Here is a 21,523-nt window from a genome sequence, read left to right as displayed (position 1 = left end):
GGCATGCTGCCGGCCGTGGTACAAGACATGCTTGAAGCTGGCGCACCGATCCTCGCCGACGCTGCGATCGAGACGCGGATCATGTTCGAGACGAGCGTCAGACTCGACCCGCACGTGCAGGTCGCTGCGCTGCTCGAGAGACCCCGCGGCCGCCTCGTCCTGCGCGACATCTACGCGACCTATCTCGACGTCGCCTGGGCGCATAGGCTGCCGATCGTGATGGGCACGCCGACGTTCCGCGCGAGCCGCCGCTACGCGGACCGCGCCAGACGCTCCGGCGGCGCCGAGATGGTCCACCGCCTCAACGTCGAGGCGGTCGCGTTCCTGAACGAGATCCGCGACGACGGCGAGCACGATCCCGTCTTCATCGCGGGTGTGATCGGGCCCTACGGCGACGCCTACACGCCGGATGACTGCCTCAACCACCTCGACGGCGCCGACTACCACCGCGAGCAGGTCGGGGCGCTGGTGGAGGCGGGCGTCGACCTGCTCTACGCGCCGACCTTTCCGTCGGTCGAGGAGGCGCACGGCGTCGCTATGGCGATGGCGACGACCGGCCTCCCCTACGCGATCGGCTTCGTCCTGGACCAGCGCGGCAGAATGCTCGACGGCACCTACCTGCACGACGCGATCGAGCGACTCGACGACGCGGTCGAGCCGGCGCCGACCTACTACTCGATCTCGTGCGTGCACCCGACGGTCGCACGCGCAGCGCTCGAGAACCTTGCGACGGTCTCGTCGAGCGGTCTCTCGCGCGTACGCGAGGTGAAGGCGAACGGCTCGCGCCTGTCGCCCGACCAGTTGGTCTCGCTCGACCACGCCGACAGCGAAGACCCGGACGTCTTCGGCGAGGCGATGAACCAGCTCGCGATCGACTTCGACATCCAGATCCTCGGTGGCTGCTGCGGCACCGACTCCAGACACCTTGCCGCCGTTGCGCGACGGTTGGAGGCGCGGGCGAAGTAGACGAGCGTGCGCGCGGCTCGTGCGCGCTGGTGCGGCGGAGGCCGGCGCTGCGACGGGGGTACACTGCGGGAGTGCGCGACGAGCTGATCGAGACGGTCCGCAGCGAGTTCGCGGAGCTGGCCGCCAAGCGGCCGAAGCTGCGCGGGGTTTCGCATCAGTGGGCCACGCTCGCGGCGATCGTGGCGGGTGGACTGCTCGTGTGGAAGGCACCGGACGGGCGCGCGACGGTTGTTGCTGTCATCTATGCGGTCTCACTCGTCGGGCTGTTCGCGGTCAGCGCCGTGTACCACCGCATCACCTGGCGGCCGAACGTGCGCCGCTGGATGCGCCGGCTGGACCACTCGATGATCTACGTCTTCATGGCTGGCAGTGCGACGCCCATCGCGCTGCTCGTCGTCGGCGGCACGCTCGGAACGGTCCTGCTTTGCATCGCGTGGGGCGGCGCCGTGCTCGGCGTCGTGCTCAACCTCGCCTGGATCGACGCGCCGAGAATGCTGAAGGCGATGGGCTACGTCGCGCTCGGCTGGGTCGGCATCATCGCCCTGCCGAAGATCATCTCGGTGCTTGGCCTCGTGCCGACGCTGCTGTTCCTGATCGGCGGCCTCTTCTACACCGTCGGCGCCGTCATCTACGCCAAGCGCCGTCCGGATCCGGTGCCGAGAATCTTCGGCTACCACGAGGTCTTCCACGCGCTCGTGATCCTGGCTGCAGCTGTTCACTTCGCGGCGGTAGCGGGCTACGTCGTGCCGCTGGGCTGAGCGCTAACCGCCGTCCAACCCCAACCGATGCGCCACCGCCGCGGCCTGCGTGCGGGAGCGGACGTCGAGCTTGGCGAGGATGCGGGAGACGTGGACGCTGGCGGTCTTCTCGGCCATGAAGAGCGAGGTGCCGATCTCGCGGTTGGTGGAGCCGGCGGCGACGAGGGCGAGGACCTGGCGTTCGCGGGGGGTGAGGCCGAAGGGGTCTTCGGGGACCGCTGCGGCGTGAGCGTCGCCGTTGCCGTCGCCGGCTGCGGCGGGCGTGCCGTCGGCAGCCACGCCCGCGGCGATGCCGGCCGCGCTGGTGCCCGGCACGCCCGTGCCCGGATCCGGATCCAACGTCAGTCGCGCCCGCGCCGCCAGCGCCTCGACCTCGCCGTGCAGCCACGCGGCGCCGAGCGCGCGGGTGATCTCGCAGGCGGCTCTCACGGCGATTCCGGCATCCTCGCGCGCGCCCAGTGCCGCGAACGCTTCGGCCTGGCGCCAGCGGCAGTAGGCGACGGAGTACGGGCGCTCCAGCTCCGACCACGCGAGCGCCGCCTCGTCCCACAACGCCGGGTCGTCCTCGTCACGGGCGCGGGCCTCCTCGGCACGGGCCACCGCCAGCTCCGCCACCAGCGGCGCTCGCTCCAGCTCCGCGCCGGCCTCGACGCGCGCGAGCAGCAGCTCGCTGCGCAGCCGGGCCTCGCGCTCGGCGACGACGTCATCACGGTCGCGGGCGCGCTGGGCGGCGTCGGCCTCCACGCGCATGCCGACGCTCGAGACGCCCGTCACCTGCGTGATGTCGTCGGAGCAGAACTCGATCCGGTCGAGCGCGTCGTCGACGGCGGCGCGGGCGGCGACGAGGTCTCCGGTGCGGCGCTCCAGTTCGGCCCTCAGGCCGCCGAGCGGGCCGAGGAACTGTGGCTCGGTCGAGTCGCGCGCGTGGCGCGCGGTCGCCTCCAGTTCCACGCGCGCGACCGCGTGATCGCCGCGGCCCAGCGCCAGCTCCGCCCGGCGCAGGTGCTTGTGCATCAGCTCGGTGCCGTAGTGGCGGCGGTTGAGGCTGTCGAGGTCGCGCTGTGCGCCATCCCAGTCGCCGATCGCGACCGCGTACTGGACCGAGTCGAGCACGAGCCATTCCGTCTGGCGGTCGAGGTTGGCCATCTCCGCGCGCCCGCGCTGCGCCGTCTCCAGCGCCTCCCGCGTGCGGCCGGTCACGTGCAGGACGTCGGCCAGGTTGCCGTAGGAGGTCGCGATCTCGTCCAGCAGGCCGTGGGATCTTGCGGTCGCGAGCGCCTCGCGCAGCGTCGCCTCGCCTGCCTCGGCGTCGCCGAGCCCGACCAGCGAGATCCCGAGCGCGTTGCCGACGCGGCAGGCGACCGCGTGGTCGCCGATCTCGTCCGCCAGCGCCTGCGCCTGCTCGGCCAGCTCGATCGCCTCGCGGTAGCGCGACTGCAGCATCCGCACGCGCGCCTTCGCGGCCAGCAGCGCGACGCGCTCGCGCGTGCGCTCGTCCGGCTCCAGCAGCCCGAGCGCGCGGTCGATCGTCGCGATCGCCTCTTCCGGCCGGTTCAGATGCCACTGCGCCCGCTGCAACCGCTCCAGCAGCGCCGCCACCAGGCGCGGGTCGTCGCCCTCGTCGACCAGCGACAACGCCCGCCGCAGCAGCGCTTCCTGGCGCTGATAGTCACCCTCGCAGTCGGCCGCGTGCTGTGCCGCACGGCGCAGCAGGTCGATCCGGTCGACGCCCGGCGGGCGCTTCTCCTCCGGCACCTGTTCCCAGAACTCCAGCGCCCGCTCCAGCAGCGTCTCAGCCTCGCCGATCGCGTTCACACGCTCGGCCGCGTCGGCCGCTCGCACGGTGGCGGCGAGCGCGGCGGCGTGGTCGCCGGTGTGGTGCCAGTGGTACGCGACCTGCGCCGTCAGGTGCGCATCCGGGCAGCTCTCGCCCGCGACCCGCTGCTCCAGCGCGTGTGCGAGCGTGCGGTGCATCTCCGTCCGCTCGCCCGGCAGCAGGTCGTCGAGCAGCACCTCGCGCAGCAGCGCGTGACGGAAGCGGTATTGGTCGTCGGAGTCGGCGATCACGATGTTGCTCGCGACCGCCTCGCGCAGCGCCTCGCGCAGCTCGCGCCCGTCGAGCGTGCTCGTCGCGACCAGCAGCTCGTGGTCCATCGGCATGCCGACCAGCAGCCGCAGCAGCTCCTGCGCCGGCGTCGACAGCCGCTCGATCCGCAGCATCAGCGCGTCGCGCAGGGTCGGCGGCAGGCTGCCGCGGCCGTCGAGCCCGGCGGCGAGGATCTCCTCCGTGAAGAGCGGGTTGCCCTCGCTGCGCACGAGCACGCGATCGACCAGGCCCGCATCCGGCGTCGAGCCGAGGATCTCGGCGAGCTGCTCAGACAGCTCCTCGCGCGTGAACGGCGTCAGCGCGATCCGGCGCGTGCGCGGGTCGCGCTCCAGTTCGGCCAGCAGCGGGCGCAGCGGATGGCGCCGGTGCAGCTCGTCGGACCGGTACGTCGCGACGACCGCGAGCCGTTCGGAGCAGACGGCTCGCGCCAGGAACGTGAGGAAGCCGCGCGTCGAGCGATCGGCCCAGTGCAGGTCCTCGATCACGAGCAGCACCGGCGTCTCGTCCCCGAGCCGGTCCAGCAGCTCCAGCAGCGCCTCGAACAGGCGGCCCTGCACGGCGGTGTCGGTGGCGGAGGCGGCGGCGCGCGGACCGCCGAGCGTCGGCAGGATCGACGTCAGCTCGGCGCGCAGCGTCGCCGGCAGCGCGTCGACGGCGGGATCGGCGTCGCGCACGAGCGGGCGCAGCGCGCCGACCAGCGGCGCGTACGGCAGCTCGCCCTCGCCCAGCTCGACGCAGTCGCCGCTCAACACCCGCATGCCGCTCGCGCGCGCGTGACGTGCCAGTTCGCTCGTCAGGCGCGACTTGCCGACGCCGGACTCGCCCGCCACGAACGCCAGCGACGGCCGGCCCTCGCCAGCGTCGCGCAGCACAGCCTCCAGCTCGGCGAGCTGCGCCGAACGTCCCACGAGCCGGGCGCTGGTCATGCGTGTCGTCGTGGTTGCCGCCATAGCTCCAACCTCCATGGTGGCACGCGTGGGGGCCAGCGTCTGCGGGTAGGTGGTCGGGCATGCCAGATGTCGTTGCGCTGACATTCGACGACGGGCCCGACCCCGCCGGAACGCCGGACGTGCTCGCCGCGCTCGCCGCCGCGCAGGCGCGTGCCACCTTCTTCGTGCTCGGGGAGCGGGCGATCGAGCATCCGCGCTCGATCGCGGCGATTCGCGCGGCCGGTCACGAGGTCGAACTGCACGGTCACCGGCATCTGCGCCACACCGAGGTGACGCGCGCCGAGCTGGCGCACGACACCGAGCAGGCGCTGGAAGCGCTCCGCCGGCTCGGGGTCACGCCGCGCCGCTGGCGCACCCCGTGGGGCGTGCGCGCGCCGTGGACCGTGGAAGTTGCCGTCGCGCATGCGCTGGAGCTGACGGACTGGGACCTTGACCCCGAGGATTGGGCCGGGCCGTCCGCAGAGGAGATGCTGGGCGGACTGGCGCCGCGGCTGGCGCGCGGCGCGATCGTGCTGCTGCACGATGGCGTCGGACCCGGCGCTCGCCGTTCCAGCTGCATCCAGACCGCCCGCCTCGTCGGGCCGCTCGTGGCGGAGATCCGCGCGCGTGGCTGGGAACCGGGCCCGCTTGGCGCGTTGCCGGCGGCCGTCGCCATCTCTACGGCCGCGGCGGTGTAGCGATGGCGTTGCAGGCAGCGGAGTCCCCCACCGGCGTCCTCTCCCCGCTGTGGTCGCAGATCGCGGCCGGGGCGGTCGAGCGCGATCGCAGCGCGCGCTTTCCGACGGAGGCGTTCGAGGCGCTCGGCGCGGCCGGCGTGCTGGGAGCGCGCGGGCGCGTGGCGGAGTGGGCACTGGTGCGCGCGGCCGCGCGTGTCGACGGCTCCGTCGCGCGGATTCTCGACGGGCATTTCAACGCCGCCGAGCGGCTCGACCTGCTCGCCCCGCCGGCGCTGCGGATGCGGGACCTCGCCGACGTCGCCGCCGGGCGCCTGTGGCTCGGTGTCTGGGGCGCGGACCCGGCCCAGCCGCACGAGGGCGAGCCGGCGCGGCTGGGACCCGACGGCCGTGTGCGCGGCACGAAGCTGTTCTGCTCCGGCGCCGGCGGAGTCCAGCGCGCACTCGTGACGGTGCGCGGCGGCGCGGACGCCGACACGCCGCCGCTGCTCGTCTACCTCGACGTGCGCGAGCGTCCCGGCGACGGCGTCACGATCGACCGCAGCTGGTTCCACGGCGCCGGCATGCGCGCGTCGGAGAGCCACCGCGTCGTCTTCGACGGCGTCGAGCCGCTCGCGGTCCTCGGTGAGCCGGGCGAGCTGGGGCGCGAACCGTGGTTCTCGCGCGACGCGATGCGCACCGCCGCGACCTGGGTCGGGCTCGCCGACGCGATCGTCGACGCGGCGCTCGGCGCGCTTGCGCAGCGGCCCGTGATCGGTGAGCTGGAGGCGCACGCCGCCGGGCGCCTGCAGACAGCGCGCGGCACCTGCGACGCGTGGATCGCGCTCGCGGCGCGGCGCGCGGATGCCGGCGACGACCTGCGCGAGACCTCGATCGCCTACCGCGCCGCGATCGCCGGCGCGGTCCGCACGATCCTCGACACCGCCGCTGCCGCCTGCGGCACGCGCCCGTTCGCCGAGGGCGAGCTGCTCGACCGCGCCCGCCGCGACCTCGAGCTGTTCCTTCACCAGCACAGGCTCGACCCGCTGCTCGCGCGGCTCGGCCGCGCCCGGCTGGAGCAGCTGCGGTGAGCGCGCGCGAGAGCCGCGACGAGCGACCCGGACCTGGTCGCCGGCAGTCGCTCGCCGCCAGTGACCGTAGGCCGCTTGGGACGCCGCGCCCGACGCAGCCGTTCGCGGACCGCGATCGCGCGGGCCGCACCGACCCCGGCCACTTCGAGCGCAAGTACCGCGCCGACGGCGATCCGTGGGGGTACGAGACGAAGCCGTACGAGCGCGAGAAGTACCTCCGTACGTTGGCGGCGATCGGTCCCGGGCCGTTCGACCGGGCGCTGGAGCTGGGCTGCTCGATCGGCGTCTTCACGGAGCTGCTCGCGCGCCGCTGCCACGACCTGCTCGCGCTCGACGCGGCGCCGACCGCGCTGACCCGCGCGCGCACCCGCCTCAGCCACGCCCCGCACGTGCGCTTCGAGCTGCGCGACCTGCCGTGGGAGCTGCCGCAGGGACCGTTCGACCTGATCGTCGCCTCAGAGCTTCTCTACTACTGGGACGCGCCGCTGCTCGGCGCCGCGCTGCCGCGGCTGGAGTCGATGCTCGCGCCCGGCGGCCGGTTCGTCGCGGTCCACTGGCGCGGCGACGTCGGCGACGGTCCGCTCGACGGCGACAAGGTCCACGTGCTGCTGCGCGAGCGCACGACGCTGCGCCACCGCGTCAACGACGACACCGCCGCGTATCGGCTCGACTGCTGGGAGCTTCGATGAGGGAGCGCATCGTGATCGTCGGTGGCGGCCCCGCCGGATTCGCTACCGCCGCCGCCTACCGCAGAGCCGGCGGACGCGGGGACGTGACGCTGCTGGCGAGCGAGCCGCACCTCCCGTACAGACGGCCGCCGCTGACGAAGCAGTACCTGCGCGGCGAGCTCGACGCCGCGCAGCTGACGCTGAGACCGCCGGAGTGGTTCGCCGCCGAGCGGATCCTCGTGCGGCACGAGACGGCGCAGCGGCTCGACTCGGCGGCGCGCGTCGTCGTCGGCGAGGTCGGCGAGGAGCTGCCGTACGACGCCTGCGTGCTCGCGACCGGCGCGACCCCGGCCCGGCTGCCGATCCCCGGCGCCGACGATCCGGGGATCCTGACGCTCCGCACGCGCGAGGACTCCGAGCGGCTGCGGCGGGTGACCGGACCCGGTGTCCACGTCGCCGTGCTCGGCTCCGGTTTCATCGGCTGCGAGGCCGCCGCCTCGCTGCGCCGCCGTGGCGCCGACGTGACGCTGATCTCCGACGAGACGGCTCCGCAACTGGAGCGGCTCGGCCCGGACGCCGCCGCGCGGATCGCCGACTGGCTCGACGAGGAGGGCGTCGTCCTGCAGCTCGGCAGCGCGGTCCGCGAGATCTCGCCGGACGGCGCCGAGTGGGTCGTGCAGGCGGGCGACGACGACAGCGTCAGCGCGCTGCACGTCGACGTCGTGCTGATGGCCGCGGGCATCCAGCGCAACAGCGGCCTCGCTGCGGCGGCGGGGTTGGAGCTGGCCGACGCGGGCGCGATCGCGACCGACGCGGAGATGCGCACGAGCGACCCGTCGATCCGCGCCGTCGGCGACGTCGCCGCGGCGCTGCATCCGCGCGCCGACCGCCCCATCGTCGTGCAGCACTGGGGCGAGGCGCTCAACCATGGCGAGGTCGCCGGGCGCCGGCTCGCGGGCCACGCGGCGCAGTGGGACGTCGCGCCCGGCTTCTGGTCGCAGATCGGTGAGCGCACGCTGAAGCAGGCGGCGTGGGGCGACGGCTTCGACGAGGCGCGCTTCGTCGCCGGCGACAACGGCGCGTTCACAGTCTGGTACGGCAGAGCCGGCGTGACCGTCGGCGTGCTCGCGCACGAGCGCGACGACGACTACGAACACGGGCGCGAGCTGGTAGAGAAGGGGGCATCGCTCCCGTGACCCGCACCCCCATCGACGCGCCTGTCATCGCGCCGCACGGCCCGTTGCCCGCGCCCCCGGCGCAACTGCGCGCGTGCGTCGTCGTCCCCGCGCAGGACGAGCAGGAGCGGATCGCCGCCTGCTTGGAGGCGCTCGCAGCGCAGGAGGGCGTCGCGCCCGAGGAGTTCGAGCTGATGCTGGTGCTGGACGCCTGCACCGACGCGACCGAGGCGCGCGCGCTGGCGACCGCGCACGAGCTGCCGCAGCTGCGCGTCCACATCATCAGCGGGCCGGGCGAGGGCGCCGGTGCCGCCCGCCGCGCCGGCATGGACCTCGCCTGCCGCCGCTTCGTCGCGGTCGGGCGCGACGACGGGCTGATCGTCTGCAGCGACGCCGACTCGCGGGTCGCACCCGACTGGCTGCGCACGCAGCTCGATGCGGTCGCGGCGGGCGCGCGTGCGATTGGCGGGCGCGTCTCGCTCGATCCGGTCGAGGCGCGAGAGCTGCCGCCGCTGGTGCTGGCGCGCCGCGAGCAGCTCGCCGCCGAGCGTTACACGCGCGTGCGCGCGGAGTCCGCGAAGGCCGGAGATTCGCCCCCCGAGCACTGGCAGTTCAGCGGCGCGTCGATGGCCGTCACGGCGGAGGCATATCGCGCGATCGGCGGGATCGACCCCTCCTTCCCGGCGCTGGAGGACGAGGCGTTCGAGCGTCGGCTGCGCGAGCACGGGATCCCGATCGAGCGGCCGCTGGCCGTCCGCGTGACGACCTCGGCACGTCGTCACGGCCGCGCGCGCCGCGGCCTCGCACTCGACCTCGAGGTCAACGACTGGCTCGCGCGCCGCAGCTACCGCGCCGACAGCTTCCCGCGCGAGCGGCTCGTCGAGCTGCGTCGCGGCGCCCACGCCGGTGGGGCGCTCGCGCGCGTGGCGGCCGGCGACGGCAGCGACGCGATCGTTGACGGTGACGGCAGCCCGCCGACCGTCAGCGTCGTGCTGCCGGCGCGCGAGGTCGTTGCGACGATCGGGCCGATCATCGACGCGATCCTGCCGCTGCGCGACGCGGGCGTGATCGACGAGCTGGTCGTGATCGACGCCGCCTCCGCCGACGGGACCGCCGCGATCGCGCAGGCGCACGGCGCGCGCGTCGTGCAGGAGTCCACGGTCCTCGCCGACCACGGGCCCGCGCGCGGCAAGGGCGACGCGCTGTGGCGCTCGCTCGCCGTCACCAGCGGCGACGTCGTCGTCTTCCTCGACTCCGACACGGAGAACTTCGACGACCGCTTCCTGCGCGGGCTGCTCGGCCCGCTGCTGGAGGATCCGGCGGTCGCGTTCGTGAAGGGCGCTTTCCGGCGGCCGTTCAAGCTCGGCGAGACGACCGTGCCCGACGGCGGCGGTCGCGTCACCGAGCTGGTCGCACGCCCGCTGCTGAACCTGCACGTGCCGGAGCTGGCGGGCTTCGTGCAGCCGCTCGCGGGCGAGTTCGCGGCGCGCCGCTCGCTGCTGGAGCAGCTGCCGTTCCCGGTCGGCTACGGCGTCGAGATCGCGACGCTGATCGACGCGCTGCGGATCGTCGGCCTCGACGCGCTCGCGCAGGTCGACCTCGGCGAGCGCCAGAACCGCCACCAGTCGCTGCGCGCGCTCAGCGCGATGGCCTATGCCGTGATGGTCGCGGCCGAGCGGCGCGTGCACGGCGAGCAGGCGCTCGCCCGCTCCGCACCCGGTCCGATCGTCTTCCCGCACGGCGACGAGCTGGAGGTCCGCCAGGTCGCCGTCGACGAGCGCCCGCCGCTGATAAGCCTGCGACGCGCGGCGTAGGCGCCGCGCGGCGCGCCTACGCGCCGAGAGAACGGCCGCGAGGCGCCCGGGTGGTGCGTCCCCGCAGGTGCGCATGCCGACATCCGAGGGCGAAGTCGTGAAGATCCTGTGAACAAGCTTCAAGCGAACGCCCGCGAAGCCCGATCCTCCCGTGTGTGATCGTCCTGCTCGCGCTAGCGATCGCCACGCTCGCGGGCCTGCTCGGCGCTGGCGTGGCGGTGCGTCTGTCGGCCCGCCGGGTTGCGCGCCGCTACGAGAGCGCGCTCGCCGTCGCGCGTCACGAGGCCGAGCACGACGGGCTGACCGGTGCGCTCTCGCGGGCCGCGTTTGCGCGTGAGCTGGCGGCGCGGATCGCGCTCGCAGACGCCGAGCGGCCGCTGACGCTGCTGGCGATCGACATCGACGGCTTCGGCCACGTCAACAAGATTCGCGGCCACGCCGTCGGCGATCGGCTGCTCGTCCACCTCGTCAGCACGACCGCGCGCGTGATCCGCCACGAGGACGTGATCGGCCGACTCGGCGGCGACGAGTTCGCCGTGCTCGTGCCCGGCGAGAACCCGCACCTGGTGGCCGAACGGATCCTCGTCGCGCTGCGCGAGGCGACCAACGGCGTCGAGCGCGTCGACGTCTCGATCGGCATCGCGCGCGCCCCGCAGGACGGCACCACCGACGCCGAGCTGCTGCGCGCCGCCGACGTCGCGATGCGCCGCGCCAAGCGCGCCGGCAAGGGCCGGATCGTCGCGTACGCGGGGGAGACGCTGGCCGACCGCGACGAGGCGCAGGCGCGGCGCGCGCTCGCCGACGCGATCGCCCGCGGCGGGATCGCGATGGTCGTCCAGCCGGTCGTCGACCTGCGCAGCGGCAACGTCCACGCGTATGAGGCGCTCGCCCGCTTCACGCTGCCCGGCGGCCTCTCGACCGGCGAGACGTTCGCGCTCGCGGAGCGCGTCGGGATGCGCGAGGAGCTCGACCTCGCCTGCCTGGAGCAGGCGCTCGTGCTGCTGCGGCGGCGCCCGCCCGGCACGCGCCTGGCGATCAACGTCGCCGGCGCGCTGCTGTCGCAGCCGCGCGCGCTGCAACAGCTCGCCGCGCTGCCCGACGAGCACGCGCGCGACGTGGTGCTGGAGATCACCGAGGACGCGCTCGTGCGCGACTACGGCGCGCTGCGCAACGCGGTCAGGCCGCTGTTGGACCGCGGCATGCGGATCGCCGTCGACGACATGGGCGCCGGCTACGCCGGCCTGCGCCACGCGATCGACCTGCATCCGGCGTACCTGAAGCTCGACCGCGCGCTCGTGCACGGCGTCGACCGCGATCCCAAGCGCGCCGCGCTCGTCGACGCGCTGCTGCGCTACGCCGAGCACGCCGGTTCGCACATCGTCGCCGAGGGCGTCGAGACGGAGGGCGAGCTGGGCGCGCTGCGCCGGCTCGGCGTGCCGTTCGCGCAGGGCTTCCTGCTCGCGCGGCCCGCGACGCCGTGGCCGCGGCTGGCGCTGGTGCTGGCGCCCGCTCGCGACACGGGCGCCGCCGCCGGAGCGCCCGGCGCCGCCCTCGCCAGCGAGCGCGAGGTGCAGACGACCGCGCCGGCCGAGACCGCCGAGCAGGCGCACGCCCGCTTCGCCGCCGACGCGGCGTTGGAGGCGCTCGTCGTGCTCGACGACTGCGAACGCGTGCTCGGTCTCGTCACGCGCCACCGCCTGCTCTCCCGCCTCGGCCACCGCTTCGGCTTCGCGCTCTACGGCCAGCGCGCGCTGCTCAGCGTCGCTGACCGCCAGTGCCTCGCGCTGAGCGAGGCGACGCCGTGGCGCGAGCTGGCCGCCCGCGCGATGGCGCGCCCTGCCGAGACCCGCCACGACCCGATCCTGCTGCTGCACGGCGACGGCCGCTACGCGCGCCACCTGACGATTCGCGCCCTGCTCGAGAGCGCAGCCGTCGCCGACGAGCAATCCGCCCCGCTGGCGCTGGGTCAGCCGGTCGTGTCCGTCGTGTCGCTCGGATCGAGCGTCGTCGACGCCGCCAGCGTCTCCGGCGTGACGCCCGCGTCGAGCGCTTCGTAGAAGTCGTTGGCGATCGGGGCGGCGACCTCGCCGCCTGCGCTGCCGCCCTCGACCAGCACCGCGACCGCGACGTCGTCGCGGTAGGCGACGAACCAGGCGTGCGTCGGCAGCGGGTCGCCTCTGCCGTACTCGGCCGTCCCGCTCTTGCCGTGCGCTTCGCCGGACAGGTAGGCGAGCGCCGTGCCGGTGCCGGACGTGACGACCTGTCGCGTCAGGTCGCGCAGCTGGTCGGTGATCGCGGGGTCCAGCGGCACGCCGTCGGATCTCGGGTCGTCGGCCAGCAACCGCGGCGTGCGCCAGCTGCCGTCGGCGACGGTCGCGATCACACCCGCCATCCCGAGCGGGCTGGCGAGGATCCGGTCCTGGCCGATCATCGCCGCGCCGGTCGCGGCGAGGTCTCTCGGATCCGGCACCTGGCCGCCGTAGGCCGGCACCGGCAGGTCGAATCTCGCGCCGAGGCCGAACTGTCTTCCGGCCTGCGGCAGCGCGCCGGCCGGCAGTCTTCTGGCCAGCCCGACGAACGCGGTGTTGCACGATTCGGCGAAGGCGTCGGCGAACGGCTCCTCGCCACCGCCGCCGCCCTCGAAGTTCTTGAACTCGCGCCCGCCGACGTTGATCGTCGTCGGGCAGTCGACGGTCGTGGCGGGCGTGACCGCTCTGGCGCTCAGGAGCGCGTCGGTCGTGACGATCTTGAATGTCGAACCGGGCGGGTATTGGCCGTCGAGCGCGCGGTCGAAGCTGTCGTCGACGGGCCGGTTGGCGACCGCGAGGATGTCGCCGCTGGACGGCTGCACCGCCACCAGCGCCGCTCTGGTCTCCGGATCGAGCGTCCCGAGCGCCTGCTCCGCCGCCGCCTGCGTGTCGCCGTCGAGCGTCGTTCTCACGTCGGTCGCGGGCGTGCCTCTGGCTCTCAGCAGCGTTCTCGCCGGCGTCCCGTCGGCGCTGCGGATCACGATCGCGCGGCTGGGCGTGCCCGCCAGCTCTCTCTCCAGCGCCGCCTCCAGGCCCCACTGGCCGCCGACGTCGCCGACCGTGTACGCAGGCCCGAGTCTTCTGAGCTGGTCGGCCGACAGCTCGCGCACGTCGCCCAGCAGCGCGCGGCCGAACCCGCGCGCCGGCGTCAGCTGCGCGGTCGCGTCGATCGCTCTCGCGCCCGGGATCGCGACGATCGTCGACTCCAGCGCCGCGTAGTCCTCCGGTCGCAGCGTGATCGCCTCGACGAACTGCTCTCTGCCGCCGTTTCTGATCGCGCGCTCGAACGGCGCCGGATCGATCCCGACCGCGTCGGCGATCGCCTGCGCGGTCGCGGCCGGATCGTCGATCTCACCGGCGACGACGCCGACGCGCTTGACCGGCCGCTCCTCGACGAGCGCGGCGCCCTCGCGGTCGAGCACGCGCCCGCGTCTCTGCGGCGTGCGCACGGTGCCGAGGCGCTGACCCGGACGCAGCTGCGGATTGACGACCGTCGGCGCCCAGCGCACGAGCCAGCCGTCGTCGCCGGCGTCGCGCAGGCGCACGTTCGTCGTGTAGCTGAACGGGCCGATCTCCGGCACGTCCCACGTCAGTCTCACGCGCCCGGTCGCGCCGTCGCCCTGCTCGGTGACGTCGCCGACGCGCTCGGCGACCAGCCTCGCGCCGTCGAGCCCGGCGCGGTTGGCCTCCAGCGCCGCGGATGCGCGCACGGGCGAGTCGGTCAGTCTCGCGGCGCCGCCGTCGGCGCCCAATCTCCACTCGGTCAGGAACGCGTCGAGCCGCTTCGAGGGCGGATCCCGGCGACCGCTCAGCAGCACGACGGCGGTCAGCGCGAGGATCAGCACGACGCCGAGGCCGAGCGCGGACAGCGCGATGATCCGCGCGCGCGGGGAGACCGGTTGCGGCGCTCTGCGCGGGCGCACGGGCGCCCGCGCCGCATGCGAGGCGCGCGGCGGACTGTGCGGCAGCGCTCGCCGCGGTGGACGGGCGGGGCGCGGTCTTCTTGCTGGGCGGTCGTCGTCGGCCACGCCAGCAGGCTAGCGATCGGGTCGGCCCGGGGCCGGTGGGCGCACGGGCGCGCCCGGTGAGCAGCGGTCGATCGCTGGTCTGCACGACCAGCAGACGACTGCGCCTACTCGCCCAGCGCCGCCCGCAACGTCGCCAGCTGCTCGCGCAGCTCGGCCAGTTCGCGTTCGAGCTGCGCGATCCGCTCGCCGCCGCCGCGCAGTTCGGCGACGTCGCGCTCGAGCCGCGCGAGCCGATCGCCGCTGACGAGCAGGTCCGCGACCTCGCGTTCCAGTCTGATCAGCCGGCTGGCCGCGTCGGGGACCGGGATCGACGGGGCCGCGGCCGGTCGCGGAGCGGGTGCGCCGGCGCCGGCCGCGGCGGGGACGGGCGCACCGCTGTGCGTCGCAGCGGCGGACGCCGGCGCCGCCGCCACCGGCCGCACCGCTGCCGGCCCGGTCGCGATCGTCTCGTCCTGATCGCCCCCGAGCAGCTGCATGTAGCGCTCCTCCTTCTGTCCCGGGCGCCGCTCCAGCCGCGCGACGTGGCCGCGCTCGATCAGCTGCTCGAGCGTCGCCTGCACGGCTCCGAGGTCGTCGAAGTGGTGCATCCGCTCGGCCCGCTGCTTCAGCTCGCCGGGCGTCTGCGGCCCGCGCAGCATCAGCACCGCGAGGACCGAGATCTCGTTGCCTCTGAGATGGAGCGTCTCGTCCAGCAGGTGGCGGTACTTCGCCGCGCGGCTGCCGTGACCGGTCGTCAGGCGCGTCCAGCCGCGGCGATAGAGGTGCTGCAGCGCGTCGCGGATGACTCCTTCGTCGTACTGCACGACGGGGTCGCGGTTGGTCGACTGGTTGCAGGCGAGGCGCAGCGCGTTGAGCGAGAGGGGATAGGCGTCCGGCGTGGTCCGCTGCTTCTCGATGAGGCAGCCGAGCACGCGGATCTCGACGGCATCCGGATCCATGCGCGGGAGACTAAGGCCTCGCGGGGGCGCACGTGAGCGCCGCGACCGCGCGGGATCGGTAGCGTTCCCCGCGATGGCTCGACGCGTCCTCCCTCTCGCACTGCTCGCGACGCTCGCGATCGGCGGTTGCACGTACGGCACAGAAGCCGAACTCACCTCCGAGCAGCGCGACGCGCGCGTGCAGCTGATCAGAGCTGCCGGAGACTACGACGACCACGAGCTGGCGCGCCTCTGCAGCGGCCTCTACCCGAGTGACTTCCTCACCAACGAGGACGACTACCCGAAAGAGGACAAGGACCACAGAGACCCGAGACTCACCCAGCAGGTCAGAGATCTCGTGAGCGCCGCCGGCTGCGACGTGCCCGAGTCCAGATAGCCGTCCGGAGGTAGTTCGCCGATGTCCGACGCAACGACGCTTCAGCGCCTCGCCGACCTGCTCGTCGGCTTCGGCGCGAACGTGCAGCCGGGCCAGCTGGTCGCGGTCAGCTCCGAGATCGGCAAGGAGCCGTTGACGCGCGCCGTCGCGGCGAGCGCCTACAGACACGGCGCGACCTACGTCGAGGTCACCTACGCCGACATGCACGTGCGCCGCGCGCGGCTCGAGTTCGGCAGCGACGAGGCGCTGGAGACGGTCCCGTCGTGGTTCGGCGAGCGGATCCTCAGACTCGGCGACGCGCGCGCCGCGCGGATCGCGCTGACCGGCCCGGTCGAGCCCGGCCTGCTGGAGGACCTCGACCCCGCGCGCGTCGGCAGAGACAAGTCGCAGGCGCTGCGCGAGGCCGGCAAGGTCGTCAACGACCGCACGACCAATTGGACGATCGGCCCCTGCCCGACGCCCGGCTGGGCCGCGCTGGTGCACCCGCAGTTGGAGCCGGAGGCGGCGCTGGCGAAGCTGTGGGAGGAGATCGTCCACGTCTGCCGCCTCGACGAGGACGACCCGGTCGTCGCCTGGAGGGAGCGGATGGCGACGCTCGTCGGCGTCACCGAGCGGCTCACGGCGGCGCGCTTCGACGCGATCCACTTCGAGGGACCGGGGACGGACCTGACGATCGGCCTGCTGCCCAGCAGCAGATGGATCAGCGCCGCGTTCGAGACCGTCGACGGGATCCCTCACGCGCCCAATCTGCCGTCCGAAGAGGTCTTCACGACGCCGGACCCGCTGCGTGCGGACGGGGTCGTGCGCTCGACCAAGCCGCTGCTGATCGGCGGCGCGACGGTGCGCGGGCTGACCGTGCGCTTCGAGGGCGGCCGCGCGGTCGAGATCGACGCCGAGCAGGGCGCCGAGACGCTGCGCGAGATGACCTCCCACGACGACGGCGGCACGCGCCTGGGCGAGCTGGCGCTGGTCGACCGCGACGGTCGCATCGGCCCGCTCGGGACGGTCTTCTACGACACGCTGCTGGACGAGAACGCCGCCAGCCACATCGCGCTCGGCCGCGGTTTCGACTTCGCCGTCGACGAGCCCGACGTCGTGCGCGTCAACAACAGCCTGATCCACATCGACTTCATGATCGGCGGCGACGACGTCGACGTGACGGGCGTCACCGCCGCCGGCGAGCGCGTCCCGGTTCTGCGCGGCGGCGCCTGGCAGCTGTGATCCCCGGTCCCCGCTGACCGGGGCCACACCGCCGGCGACGTCCCTGTACCCTTCACCGTCGCCGTACGACTTGCCTGGAGAGGTGCCGGAGCGGCTGAACGGGCACGACTGGAAATCGTGTGACGGGGGTAACTTCGTCCGAGGGTTCGAATCCCTCCCTCTCCGTACTGTAATGCTGCTCGGACCGCGGACTCGGATGAGAAAGTCCGGAAACAGCGGCCGTCGGCTGATGGTGCGGCACGCAGCAGGCGGGAGCACGAGTACGCTTCTCAGGCCCGGTGCTAGCGCCGGACTTGGCGTTGGAACGGCTCTCGACAGGGTACCTAGTAGCTATATGCACAAAGTAGCGTCGGGATATCACGACGCGATGGCCAATGGGGCGCTGTCGCGGCCGGCGGGGAGAGGGGACCATCGGTCATCTGGGCCTGCGCCGCGTCGGAGCGGCTCGATCACGCTCGGTTTGTTGCAGTTCGCTCCGCAGACACGGAAACCGGCGCAGAACCTCAAGTTCATCGTCCAGTCGCTGGCCGGCGTGAGCGACGCCCTGATCGTGTTACCGGAGCTGTTTCTCGGCAGCTACAGCAACCATCCGCTTTTCTTTCGAACCGAGCAAGAGTTGGAGCGGTTTCTCGGTCCTCTCTGCGACCTGTCACGGCGGAACCGACTTAGCTTGGTGGGGAGTCTTCCGATTCGGAACGAAAGGGAGACACACAACAGTGCGGTTCTGATCGACGGCGGGTGTTTCTCGACCGTGTACGACAAGGTCAAACTTTTTCAATGGGAGAACGACAAGTTTCACGTTGGTGTCGATGCTCACAATCTCATTGAGCTTCAAGGACTGAAATGCAGCGTGCAGATCTGCATGGACATCATCGATCCTGAGCCGGTGCACTCGGCTGCGCGCGACGGGGCGCAGTTCATCTTGGGGCCATCGACAGTCAGTGTCGACTTCCTGCCTGCGATCCATAAGGCGCGAGCACTGGAGAACCAAGCGGTCAGCGTGTTCTGTAATCGCAGTGGATCTGAACCGACCGACCACACGCAGTACCTGGGGCAGAGCGGTATCTTCTTTCCAGATGGTTCCAGCACGGTGCTTGACAGCAACGCCGAAGCGCTGACTACAATCCAGATCAAGCAATCGGATCTTGACGTGATTTCTAGGCTGCGCAAGCGAATCCGCTGACAAACGAGGAAACGAGGGGCAGGGGTTGGGGGCAATCGTGGAAGGGCATGCCTCGACATGGCACGACGGAGGCGTCGCGTTGCGAACTTTGGCAGGAGAAATTGTCGCTCTTGCTGCCGAACGAGTCGGGGATCGGTACAAGCACAGTTGGAACTCTCGCCTCGCGTATGACTGGATTGCGCAGAACCCGCTTTACGCATCGTCGCTCGGAGGTGCTGGGGACCACTTCGTGGACGCGGCAAATGGTCTTGTACATCAGGACCATCACCTGTTTCATGCGGCAAGTGCCTACTTCTCGTCTGGGTGGGACAGTACAGCCGTGCTTGTGATGGATGGACAAGGCCATCGAGATGGCCATCTGAGTTCGACATCCATCTGGGCCGGTGCGGGCGGGGCGGTCGCCTTCATCGAGGAACACCACCCGACAAGCGAGACGTTCGCAGGGCAGTCGCTGGGACACTTCTACTCATCGATTGGTGCGCTGGCAGGGATGAAGGGGCTCTACGACGAGGGCAAGACGATGGCTCTGGCCGCGTATGGTCGCCCCTCTGACTTCTTGGAGTGGTTACGCGAACGGGTGTACGCCGCCGACGATGGCACCTATGTGATCGACCCCGCGTTCGTGCTGGCTGTCCTCGGGCACACGTTCGGTCCGGAGTACTTCGAATGGCCGCCTCAGCCGGACGACGTCTGTGATTTGTGGGAAGAGGTGATCAAGATTCGGGGTCAGCCCCTGCGCCCTGCTGATGCTCCGGTTTCCCAGATTGACATGGACACCGCGTTCGCAGGGCAGGTGCTGCTCGAGGAGATGATCTGCGGGCTCGCGTGTCGTGCGCAGAAGCTCACCGGTGCGTCGCGATTGTGTCTCTCAGGCGGCGTTGCGCTCAACTGCGTCGCCAACCAGCGAATCGCATCTACCGGGATATTCGAGGATGTGCATATAGGGCCGGTGCCGGCGGACGATGGGCAGGCGCTCGGGAAGCTCCTCCTGCGGATTGCACAGGAGGGGGGAGGGGCGAGACGCCGCGCCCTCAGTCCTTACCTCGGTCCGAGATATCAACCGGCAGAGATCGACAGAGCATTGGGGCGCCATGCCGGGCAGGTCCGTCACGAGCGACTGATAGTCCCGATCCTCGTCGAGACCATTGTGGACGCGCTCGAGGCAGGGAGAGTCGTCGCCCTCTGGCAGGGACAATCGGAGATCGGGCCCCGAGCGCTCGGCCATCGAAGCATCATCGCGGATGCGCGGTTCGAATGGATGAGAGCGCACCTGAACTCACGCGTGAAAGACCGTGAGTGGTACAGGCCGATCGCACCGATCGTGATGGAAGAACATGCAGCTCGCTATTTTATGCTCGATAAACCGAGTCCATACATGGCGAGGGCCGTCCCGGTCCGCGGTGAGATGCAACCGGCGATACCGTCAGGCGTACATGTCGACGGATCGGCGCGGGTTCAGACAGTCAATCGCGCGCAGGAGCCGTTTTGCTACGAGATTCTGTGCAGATACCTGGGACGGACTGGCATCCCGCTGTTGTTGAACACATCGTTTAATCGCAGGAATGAGCCGCTTGTCGAGACGCCGGATGATGCCCTCGCGGACTTCATCGAGATGGAGATCGACTTGCTGGTGCTTGACGATCGCGTGGTGCTCAAGACGTAGAATCTAGTGAGCTCGCATGCCGGTCAAGTCCGACGGCATTGGGCAGATACGCCCGCCAGCCCCCATGGGCCGTGATGTCCGGCGCGTCGGGGAGGGCGTGGGGGGAGCAGAGGAAGCCGGTGACGAGGCGACCGTCGTCGAGTTCGACGGGGCCGAGCGAGAGCGGGAACGCGAGCAGCGTCAGCAGGCGGCCGAGGCCGGCTGGCGGCAGCGCCCACAGCTCGCCGGCGAGGCCGCCCGCACCGGACGGGTCGGCGACCAGGCCCGGGCGCGGCGGCGTGAGATGAGCGAGCGCGAGCATGCGGTAGCCGGCAGCTGTCCGGGCCGCGCCGAGCGGGCGGCCGCCGAGGTCGCGCAGCTGCGGCTCCAGCGGCATGCCGGACATGTGCGCGCCGACGACGAGCAGTTCGATTGTGGTGGCGGTGTGCGAAGCCGCTGCTGACGGCGCCGAAGCGGTCTCGGCCGCGGCCTGCGCGGCTGTGTCCGAGATGGCCGCAGTCGGAGCCGCGGACATGTCGGCGGGCCGTGGCTGCTCGCCCGCGAAGCGAGAGCCGATCCCCAGCAGCACCCGATCTGAGAACGCCTCGCCGAGCAGCATCAGGCTCGACGGGCCGCCGTCGGCACGTGCCGGGGCGGGGAGGGCGAGCGCGGAGAGGTCGAGCAGGTTGCCGCAGTGGGTGAAGCGGCCGAGCAGGGCGTTGCGGCCGATCGGGTCGGCGGCGTCCTGCTCCAGCGTCACGAGCGTCGGGATCGTCGGGAGGGCGATCGCGTCGAGCCAGTTCGCGGCGAACGTCGCACGCGTGCGCGCGCGCAGCCGCTCCAGTTCGTAACGGCCCTCGAAGGCCGCGACCGCGCTCGGGCCGAAGCCGCGCAGGATCAGTTCGCGCGTCACCGGCAGCACGGCGTCCGACTGCTCGCGCACGAACGCGCCGACGCCCGCGGCCCGCTCCGCGACCCACGGGCCGTCGTAGAGCAGCTCACCGGCGCGCAGGAACGGCGCGGCGTCGACCGGAACCAGGATCGCGCCGCGCGCGGCGAGCAGGTCGCACGCGGCGTCGAACGCGGCCTGCGCCTCGCGGTCGCCGGCGAATGCGTCGGGTGTGAGACCGGGGACGCCGACGCGCGGATGATCGACAGAGCCGAAGGCTTCAACCGGTCCCTCCCGACTGAACGGATCCTCCGCGTCGAAGCCTTCGATCACCGCCAGCACCCGCGCGGCGTCGCGCACGTCGCGCGCGAAGACGGAGACGCAGTCGAGCGAGCGGCAGGCGGGGACGACGCCGCTGGTGGAGACGAGGCCGGCGGTCGGCTTCAGGCCGACGATGCCGTTCAGCGCGGCCGGTACGCGGCCGGAGCCGGCCGTGTCGGTGCCGAGCGCGACGTCGACCGCGCCGCCAGCGACCGCGATTCCCGAGCCGGAGCTGGAGCCGCCCGGGACCAGCCGGGGATCGATCACGTTGCGCGGCGTTCCGTACGGGGAGCGGGTGCCGACGAGGCCGGTCGCGAACTGGTCGAGGTTCGTCTTGCCGATCAGGATCGCGCCCGCGTCGAGCATCCGCTGCACCGCCGGCGCCGTACGCGCGGCGAGGTATGCGTAGTCCGGGCAGGCCGCCGTCGTCGTCCAGCCGGCGACGTCGATGTTGTCCTTGACGCCGAACGTCACGCCCAGCAGCGGCAGATCGGCCGGGGTGGCTGGGGCGACCGAGCCGGCCAGGGCGGCCGAGCCCGCTGGGGCGACAGAGCCGCGCGCGGCGGCCGCAGTCAGCTCTGCCACGCGGGCGCGCAGCTGATCAGGCGTCGCGAGCGTGATCCAGGCGCCGGCCTGCGCGGGCGCCTCGGCGCGCTCCAGCGCCGCGAGCGCCTGCGAGAGGAGGTCCGTCGGTCGCCCGGGCATTGGTATAAG

General features: G+C 72.4%; 16 protein-coding genes and 1 tRNA gene. 13 read left to right on the top strand and 4 right to left on the bottom strand.

Annotated elements, in window-relative coordinates:
• The first annotated feature begins 27 nt into the window (after window positions 1-27).
• Window positions 28-966 carry a homocysteine S-methyltransferase family protein gene (locus Q7L65_RS05665; protein WP_304719323.1) on the top strand — a complete coding sequence of 313 codons (939 nt, stop codon included), beginning with the start codon at window positions 28-30 and terminating at the stop codon, window positions 964-966.
• Between the two features lie 71 nt (window positions 967-1,037).
• Window positions 1,038-1,724 carry a hemolysin III family protein gene (locus Q7L65_RS05660; protein ID WP_304719322.1) on the top strand — a complete coding sequence of 229 codons (687 nt, stop codon included), beginning with the start codon at window positions 1,038-1,040 and terminating at the stop codon, window positions 1,722-1,724.
• Between the two features lie 3 nt (window positions 1,725-1,727).
• On the opposite strand, the gene Q7L65_RS05655 is transcribed toward Q7L65_RS05660, so the two are convergent.
• Window positions 1,728-4,781, bottom strand: coding sequence for a LuxR family transcriptional regulator (locus Q7L65_RS05655; RefSeq protein ID WP_304719321.1), 3,054 nt, complete (start codon window positions 4,779-4,781; stop codon window positions 1,728-1,730).
• Between the two features lie 59 nt (window positions 4,782-4,840).
• On the opposite strand from Q7L65_RS05655, the gene Q7L65_RS05650 reads away from it, so the two are divergent.
• From Q7L65_RS05650 to Q7L65_RS05625, 6 genes are all read left to right on the top strand, one after another.
• Window positions 4,841-5,458 (top strand): polysaccharide deacetylase family protein, encoded by a 618-nt coding sequence (locus tag Q7L65_RS05650; RefSeq protein WP_304719320.1) that lies wholly within the window; start codon window positions 4,841-4,843, stop codon window positions 5,456-5,458.
• 2 nt (window positions 5,459-5,460) lie between these two features.
• Window positions 5,461-6,525 (top strand): hypothetical protein, encoded by a 1,065-nt coding sequence (locus Q7L65_RS05645; protein WP_304719319.1) that lies wholly within the window; start codon window positions 5,461-5,463, stop codon window positions 6,523-6,525.
• Entirely contained in the window at window positions 6,522-7,214 is a 693-nt protein-coding gene (locus Q7L65_RS05640; RefSeq protein ID WP_304719318.1) for a trans-aconitate 2-methyltransferase, read from the top strand. The genes Q7L65_RS05645 and Q7L65_RS05640 overlap by 4 nt, the downstream gene beginning before the upstream one ends.
• Window positions 7,211-8,389, top strand: a complete 1,179-nt coding sequence (locus tag Q7L65_RS05635) for an NAD(P)/FAD-dependent oxidoreductase (protein ID WP_304719317.1) — start codon at window positions 7,211-7,213, stop codon at window positions 8,387-8,389. Before Q7L65_RS05640 ends, Q7L65_RS05635 begins: the two co-directional genes overlap by 4 nt.
• Entirely contained in the window at window positions 8,386-10,182 is a 1,797-nt protein-coding gene (locus Q7L65_RS05630; protein ID WP_304719316.1) for a glucosyl-3-phosphoglycerate synthase, read from the top strand. Before Q7L65_RS05635 ends, Q7L65_RS05630 begins: the two co-directional genes overlap by 4 nt.
• 155 nt (window positions 10,183-10,337) lie before the next feature.
• A complete protein-coding gene (locus Q7L65_RS05625; protein ID WP_304719315.1) occupies window positions 10,338-12,239 on the top strand; it encodes an EAL domain-containing protein in 1,902 nt (633 codons plus the stop codon).
• Here Q7L65_RS05625 and Q7L65_RS05620 read toward each other — a convergent pair.
• Both Q7L65_RS05620 and Q7L65_RS05615 read right to left on the bottom strand, forming a co-directional pair.
• Complete coding sequence (locus Q7L65_RS05620; protein ID WP_304719314.1) at window positions 12,149-14,239, bottom strand: penicillin-binding transpeptidase domain-containing protein; 2,091 nt, start codon at window positions 14,237-14,239, stop codon at window positions 12,149-12,151. The two genes, Q7L65_RS05625 and Q7L65_RS05620, sit on opposite strands and share 91 nt — an antisense overlap.
• Before the next feature lie 104 nt (window positions 14,240-14,343).
• A complete protein-coding gene (locus Q7L65_RS05615) occupies window positions 14,344-15,177 on the bottom strand; it encodes a YceH family protein (protein WP_304719313.1) in 834 nt (277 codons plus the stop codon).
• Between the two features lie 73 nt (window positions 15,178-15,250).
• Between Q7L65_RS05615 and Q7L65_RS05610 the strand changes: the two genes are divergently transcribed.
• From Q7L65_RS05610 to Q7L65_RS05590, 5 genes are all read left to right on the top strand, one after another.
• A complete protein-coding gene (locus Q7L65_RS05610; protein ID WP_304719312.1) occupies window positions 15,251-15,553 on the top strand; it encodes a hypothetical protein in 303 nt (100 codons plus the stop codon).
• Window positions 15,554-15,574: 21 nt separating this feature from the next.
• Window positions 15,575-16,774 (top strand): aminopeptidase, encoded by a 1,200-nt coding sequence (locus Q7L65_RS05605; RefSeq protein WP_304719311.1) that lies wholly within the window; start codon window positions 15,575-15,577, stop codon window positions 16,772-16,774.
• 76 nt (window positions 16,775-16,850) lie between these two features.
• Window positions 16,851-16,939, top strand: a tRNA-Ser gene (locus Q7L65_RS05600).
• A gap of 202 nt (window positions 16,940-17,141) precedes the next feature.
• Complete coding sequence (locus Q7L65_RS05595; protein WP_304719310.1) at window positions 17,142-17,957, top strand: carbon-nitrogen hydrolase family protein; 816 nt, start codon at window positions 17,142-17,144, stop codon at window positions 17,955-17,957.
• Window positions 17,958-17,994: 37 nt separating this feature from the next.
• Window positions 17,995-19,620 carry a carbamoyltransferase C-terminal domain-containing protein gene (locus tag Q7L65_RS05590; RefSeq protein WP_304719309.1) on the top strand — a complete coding sequence of 542 codons (1,626 nt, stop codon included), beginning with the start codon at window positions 17,995-17,997 and terminating at the stop codon, window positions 19,618-19,620.
• Here Q7L65_RS05590 and atzF read toward each other — a convergent pair.
• Window positions 19,610-21,514, bottom strand: a complete 1,905-nt coding sequence (atzF, locus tag Q7L65_RS05585; RefSeq protein WP_304719308.1) for an allophanate hydrolase — start codon at window positions 21,512-21,514, stop codon at window positions 19,610-19,612. The genes Q7L65_RS05590 and atzF overlap by 11 nt on opposite strands.
• Window positions 21,515-21,523 lie beyond the last annotated feature (9 nt).

This window comes from Conexibacter sp. CPCC 206217 (assembly GCF_030646165.1).
In the GTDB taxonomy this organism is placed as follows: domain Bacteria; phylum Actinomycetota; class Thermoleophilia; order Solirubrobacterales; family Solirubrobacteraceae; genus Conexibacter.
Note: the sequence above shows the minus strand (reverse complement) of the source record. Positions and strands in the feature narration are given on the sequence as shown.